General features: G+C 68.3%; 4 protein-coding genes. 1 reads left to right on the forward strand and 3 read right to left on the reverse strand.

The window, feature by feature from the left end:
- The first annotated feature begins 85 nt into the window (after nucleotides 1-85).
- Nucleotides 86-1,879 (forward strand): phospholipase D-like domain-containing protein, encoded by a 1,794-nt coding sequence (locus tag G3N61_RS26390; protein ID WP_205823959.1) that lies wholly within the window; start codon nucleotides 86-88, stop codon nucleotides 1,877-1,879.
- A gap of 76 nt (nucleotides 1,880-1,955) precedes the next feature.
- Here the strand turns inward: G3N61_RS26390 and G3N61_RS26395 are convergent, their stop codons facing one another.
- From G3N61_RS26395 to G3N61_RS26405, 3 genes are all read right to left on the reverse strand, one after another.
- Entirely contained in the window at nucleotides 1,956-2,630 is a 675-nt protein-coding gene (locus G3N61_RS26395) for a TetR family transcriptional regulator (protein WP_043180797.1), read from the reverse strand.
- A 116-nt stretch (nucleotides 2,631-2,746) separates the two neighbouring features.
- Nucleotides 2,747-4,015 carry an FAD-binding oxidoreductase gene (locus G3N61_RS26400; protein WP_089451865.1) on the reverse strand — a complete coding sequence of 423 codons (1,269 nt, stop codon included), beginning with the start codon at nucleotides 4,013-4,015 and terminating at the stop codon, nucleotides 2,747-2,749.
- Between the two features lie 138 nt (nucleotides 4,016-4,153).
- A complete protein-coding gene (locus tag G3N61_RS26405) occupies nucleotides 4,154-5,746 on the reverse strand; it encodes an amino acid permease (protein ID WP_089451866.1) in 1,593 nt (530 codons plus the stop codon).
- Nucleotides 5,747-6,000 lie beyond the last annotated feature (254 nt).

Genomic DNA, 6,000 nt, shown 5'->3' on the forward strand with positions numbered 1-6,000 from the left:
TTCATCGAATCGTCATCCTGCGGGAAGACGCGCCGTCAAGACTGACCCATTCATCTCGACCGGCCGCAAGGCCAGGGAGCAACGAATGACCGTCAGCGTGCGCAGCTATCTTTCCCCTACCCTGGTCCTGCTGGCCTTCGATTGGCCCGATGCGGCGTCGCGGTCCGATTTCCTCGGCTTCGCGATCCGGCGCACGCCGGGCTTCTGGTCGGCCGACGGCAAGACGCGCGCGCCGGACAGCTGGCTGCCGAACCGCCTGACCTTCGACGGCCCGGCCGCGCACACGCAGGGCGACGCGCCGACCGACCAGGCGCCGATCCAGAAATTCATGTGGTGGGATGCGCGCATCGATCCGCAGGATCGCGGCGCGTCGTTCCGCTATGACGTGTATCCGGTCGTCGGCACGCCGGCGAACCTGCAGGTGCTCGACGCGCAAGCCGGCGTGTGCGACGTGGTGCTGCCCGCGCACATCGAGGACGGCATCGGCACGTGGTTCAATCGCGCGGTGGTCAGCTCGCAGGCGTTCGCGAAGCAGGTCGCCGCGCTGGGCCTCGCGCCGAACGCGGCGCCGAGCGACGCGCAGGCGCTGAAGCTGCGCACGTGGCTCGCGAACGACATGGAGCAGGTGTTCGCGGAGATGCTCGACCCCGCGTCGCGCGCGGCGTCGGCGGTCTATCACCTGACCGACACGCTGTGGGCGCTGCCCGCGTTCGAAGCGTTCGGACGCCAGCACGGCGAAGCGTCGCTCGCGATCGTCTACGACGCGCACACGACGGCGCGCAAGGGCAAGCCGCCGCTGCCGTCGCCGAACCAGCCGGCCGTCGACGCGCTGCAGGGTCTCGCGACGCTCGCGCCGCGCGACAAGACGCACATCATGCACGACAAGTTCATCGTGACCGATGCGTCGTCGAACCCGGTGCCCGCGCGCGTGCTGACCGGCTCTGCGAACTTCACGACCGAGGGGCTCACGGAGCAGGCGAACGTGCTGCACGCGTTCGATTCACCCGCGCTTGCCGCGCTGTACAACGATCGCGCGCATGCGCTGGCCGGGAATCCGTCGATCGCGGAGACGGCGAAGCTGTCGCCGGGCTGGTCGGAACCGATGACGATCGGCGGTGCGCAGGTGCGTGTCGCGTTTTCGCCGGAGCCGGCGGGGCAGCGCACCGAGATCGACACGATCGTCGCCGCGATCGCGGCCGCGAAGCATTCGGTGTCGTTCTGCCTGTTCATGCCGACCGACGCGGCGCTGCGCGACGCGTGCTTCGCGGCCGGCGACCGCGGGCTGATGATGTTCGGGCTGGTGAACAAGATCAACGTCGGCAGCGCAACGAAGGCGGATGCCGAGCAGCAGGCCGGCCAGACGCTCGATGCGGCGACGCTCGCGAACCTCGAGCTGTATCACCGCAGCCGCGACAACCACGACGTGATCGATGCCGCGTATTTCTCGCCGGCTACCGTGCCGCAGGGTTTCGAGCCCGAATTGCGCCTGTTCCCGGGGGAACCGGCGCCGGCCTTTCCGCCCGTCGTGATCCACCACAAGTTCATCGTGATCGATGCCGAAGGCGCGAATCCGGTCGTCTATACGGGCTCGGCGAACATGAGCCGCAACTCCGAGCAGTTCAACGACGAGAACCTGCTCGAGATCCGCGACCCGAGGATCGCGGCGATCTATCTCGCGGAATTCCTGCGGCTTTACGAGCACTACCGCGCACGGGCGCTGTCGATCAACGCGAAGCAGCACGACACGGACGCCGGCACGGGCGCGCACGCGCGGCTCGCGCTTGCGCCCGATTCGAGCTGGGCGAAGAAGTATTACGTGGCGGGAAGCCCGGAAGCGAAGGCGCGGATCGCACTGGCGTCGACCGCGCCGACGGACTGACGCATGAGTGCGCGACGGGCGCGGATGTCGCGCGCCCGAGGTGTGGCTGGCAGGGGAAAGCGGCTAGCGCCGCCGCTTATGCGGCGACGTAGCGCAGCACGGCGTCGGCGATCGTGTCGCGATGCCGCGCACGCAGGCGCGGCGCCGACGGATCGCGGCCGAACGCGGCGCCGAACGTGTAGCGGTTCGACACGCGGTGGAAGCAGAACGAGCTGATCAGCAGGTGCAGGTCGAACGCGTCGATGTCCGTGCGGAAGGCGCCGCTCGCCGCGCCGCGCTCGACCAGTTCCTCGAGCGTCTTGATGATGCTGACGTTGCGGTTCTTGAACGACTTGAGCTGCTCGAGATACTTCGCGCCGTGGATGTTCTCGATCGACACGAGGCGGACGAAGTCGCGATGCTTGTCGTGATAGTCGAACGTGAATTCGACGAGGCGGCGCATGCCCTCGCGCGGCTCCATGTCGCCGACGTGCAGCTCCTGCTCGAGCGCGCGGATGTCGCCGTACACCTTCTCCAGCACGGCCTCGTACAAGCCTTCCTTGCTTTCGAAGTAGTAGTAGAGCATCCGCTTCGTCGTGTTCGTGCGCTCGGCGATGGCATCGACGCGTGCGCCGGCGAGGCCCATCGCGGAGAATTCCTGCGTGGCGACGTCGAGGATGTTGCGCTTGGTTTGCTCGGGATCGTATTTGCGCCGCGCATCGGACGGAAGCGCGCGGGGGGCGGACGTGGCGGCCTTGCTTCCTGCTTTCATGTGACTTTATTGTGGCTTCGGCGGCTTGGAAAAGCCATTCTAGCATGTGGGAAATCCCCGCCCGGCCGACCTCGCGCTCTAATCGGCAGGGCGGTTCCGGCCGCCGTAGCCGCCGCTCAGCGGCGGCAGGACGCGAGCGCGTCGCGGGCCTGGTATGCGCTGTACGTGAGCTGCGCGGCGGCGAGGCCGGCCAGCCCGAACGTGCGCGTGAGGCCGAATGCGTTGAAGCCTTCCGGCACCGGCCGGCCTTCGGCCAGCGCGGCCGCGAGCGCTTCGCCGGCGACCGTGGTCGGCGCCATCCCGTGGCCGCCGAACGCGATCGCGTGCCACACGCCGTCCGCGTCGCGGCCGATCTGCGGCATCTTGTGCCGCGCGTAGCTCATCAACCCGCCCCACGCGTAGTCGACCTTCACGCCTTCCAGTTGCGGATACACGCGCAGCAGGTCGCGCCGCAGCAGACGCGCGATCGCGTCGGGGCCGCGGTCGAGCACGGAGATCCGGCCGCCCCACAGGATGCGCGTGTCCTTCAGCGGGCGGTAATAGTCGAATGCGAAACGCGTGTCGTAGATCGCATACGGCGCGTCGATCGCGTCCGGCAGGCGCTCGCCGAGCGGTTCGGTCGCGATCACGTAGGTCGCGATCGGCAGCACCGCGCGCTCGATACGCGGCGACACGCCGCGCGCGTAGCCGCCGCCAGCGAACACGACGTCCTTCGCGCGCACCGTGCCCTGCGCGGTGCGCACGACGTACCCGGCGCCTTCGCGCGCGATGCCGAGCGCGGCCGAACGTTCGTAGATGCGCGCGCCGCCGCGCGCGGCAGCGGCCGCGACGCCGAGCACGTACTTGAGCGGGTGGAAGTGGAAGGCGTTCGGCTCGAACAGGCCGCCGTAATAGCGCTGCGTCTTCAGCCGCTCGCGCAGCGCGTTCGTCGAGACGGGCTCCCAGTCGACGCCGAGTTCGTTCTTCATCAGCGTGCGCACGCCGTCGAGCCGGGAAGGATCGTCGAACCAGTTGGCGAGCATCACGCCCTGGTCGACGATGTCGCAGTCGATGCCGTAGCGCGCGATCCGCGCGCGGATCAGGTCGACCGCGTCGACGGTAAGCCGGTACAGCCGGCGCCCTTCGTCGCGGCCGAGCGTGCGCAGCAGGTCCGCGTTGTCGAGGCTGTAGCCGCCGAACACGAAGCCGCCGTTGCGGCCGGACGCGCCGAAGCCGACCCGTTCGCCGTCGAGCACGACCACGTCGCGCATGCCGCGCTCGACGAGGCCGAGTGCCGTGCACAGGCCGGCGAGCCCGCCGCCGACGACGCACACCTGCGTGTCGATCGTGCCGGTCAGTTGCGGATAGGGCTGGCGGGTAACGGTGGCTTCGTAGAAGTTCTGCATGTGATTCGGTGACTCGTAAACGGCGAAAAAAAACGGACGGCGCGTCGATCTTGCCTGAACGCGCGCGCCGCGTCGAATGGAGGTTGTCAGGACGAACCGGCGGCGCTGTTCAGTCGGCCGCCGGCTCGCTGTGTTTCGTCACGCGCCCGACGTCGGGTTCGCGGGGCGGGCGATGTAGCCCGGTTGCTCGGCATGGGCCTGCGTCTCGGCGGCCTCGGCCGCTGCGGCCTTCGCGTTGCGTTCGATCCACGGCGCGATCTCCATGTCCTCGTAGCGGACCAGCCGGCATTTGCGCACGAGCGCGTAGCCGAGCCAGATGACGAAGAAGAACGGCACGCCGATGTAGGTCGCGGTGACGCCGGCCCAGTCGATCTTGTCGCCGAGGAACGCCTGGTAGTCCTGGCCCAGCGCGATGACCGCGCACAGCACGAACGCGAAGATCGGCCCGAACGGGAACCACTTCGACCGGTACGGCAACTGGTCGAGCGAGTAGCCCTGCTTCAGCAGGCCCTTGCGGAAACGGTAGTGGCTGATCGCGATGCCGAGCCACGTGATGAAGCCGGCCATGCCCGACGTGTTCAGCAGCCACAGGTACACGGTCTTGTCGCCGTACAGCGACGTGAGGAAGCAGAGCGCACCGATGGCCGTCGTCGCATACAGCGCATTGCGCGGCACGCCGCCGCGCGACAGCTTCGCGAAGATCTTCGGCGCGCGGCCTTCGACGGCGAGGTTGTAGAGCATCCGCGTGGACGCATACATGCCCGAGTTGCCGGCCGACAGCACGGCCGTCAGGATCACCGCGTTCATCACGCCGGCCGCGACTGCGAGGCCTGCGTGGCGGAACACCAGCGTGAACGGGCTCACGCCGATATCGGTCACGTCGCTTTTCAGCAGGCTCGGGTCGGTATAGGGAATCAGCACGCCGATCACGAAGATCGCGAGCACGTAGAACAGCAGGATGCGCCAGAAGATCTGGCTCACCGCGCGCGGGATCGTCTTGCGCGGGTTTTCCGATTCGCCGGCCGCGACGCCGATCATTTCCGTGCCCTGGAACGAGAAGCCGGCGATCATCGCGACGCCCATCAGCGCCGGCAAGCCACCCGCGAACGGCGCGTCGCCGATCGTGAAGTTGGTCCAGCCCGCGCTCGGGCCGCCCTTCAGAATGCCGAAGATCATCATCAGGCCGACGCCGAGGAACGCGACCACCGTCAGCACCTTGATCAGCGCGAACCAGTATTCGGCCTCGCCGAAGCCGCGCACCGACAGCGCGTTGAGCGCGAAGATCAGGGTCAGGAAGAGTGCGCTCCACCAGACGCCCGGCACGTGTGGAAACCAGTAGTTCATCACGAGCTGCGCGGCGACGAGCTCCACCGCGAGCGTGACGGCCCAGCTGTACCAGTAGTTCCAGCCGATCGCGAAGCCGAAGCCTTCGTCGACGAACTTCGAGCCGTAAGTGGCGAACGAGCCCGACACGGGCATGAACGCGGCCATTTCGCCGAGGCTCGTCATCAGGAAGTAGACCATCAGGCCGATCAGCATGTACGCGACGATCGCGCCGCCGGGGCCGGCCTGCGAGATCGATGCGCCGGACGCGACGAACAGGCCCGTGCCGATCGAGCCGCCGATCGCGATCATCCGCAGATGGCGCGCCTGCAGGCTGCGGTGGAGGGACGGCTTCGCGGGGCGCGAACCGGACGAGTCGGGGGAATCGGGGCGAGCATCAGAATGCATGGGCGAGGGCTGGGCGCTGTCTCCGGATTGTTTTTTGGCTACGAAGCGCAACTCGTCGCCGGCCGCCGGCCGGACGGCGGCGGTGCCGTGCGGGCCGGGTTCGGGGGAACCGGGCCGCGTTGCGCGTCGCGTTCGTCTGTCGTCCGGCCGCATTCGGGCGGCCGTCGGCGCGCCGGGTGCGGTGCACCTCGACGCGCCCCGATTGTGTGGGGCCGTGGCGCGGGCCGCAAACGATATTTCCGAACCGGGTGATG

Origin of the sequence: Burkholderia sp. Ac-20349, assembly GCF_017104865.1 — a bacterium.
GTDB lineage: Bacteria > Pseudomonadota > Gammaproteobacteria > Burkholderiales > Burkholderiaceae > Burkholderia > Burkholderia aenigmatica.

Coding starts and splice junctions, on each gene's coding strand:
- G3N61_RS26395 (WP_043180797.1), bottom strand. CDS start 2,630: ATGAAAGCAGGAAGCAAGGCCGCCACGTCCGCCCCCCGCGCGCTTCCG.
- G3N61_RS26390 (WP_205823959.1), top strand. CDS start 86: ATGACCGTCAGCGTGCGCAGCTATCTTTCCCCTACCCTGGTCCTGCTG.
- G3N61_RS26405 (WP_089451866.1), bottom strand. CDS start 5,746: ATGCATTCTGATGCTCGCCCCGATTCCCCCGACTCGTCCGGTTCGCGC.
- G3N61_RS26400 (WP_089451865.1), bottom strand. CDS start 4,015: ATGCAGAACTTCTACGAAGCCACCGTTACCCGCCAGCCCTATCCGCAA.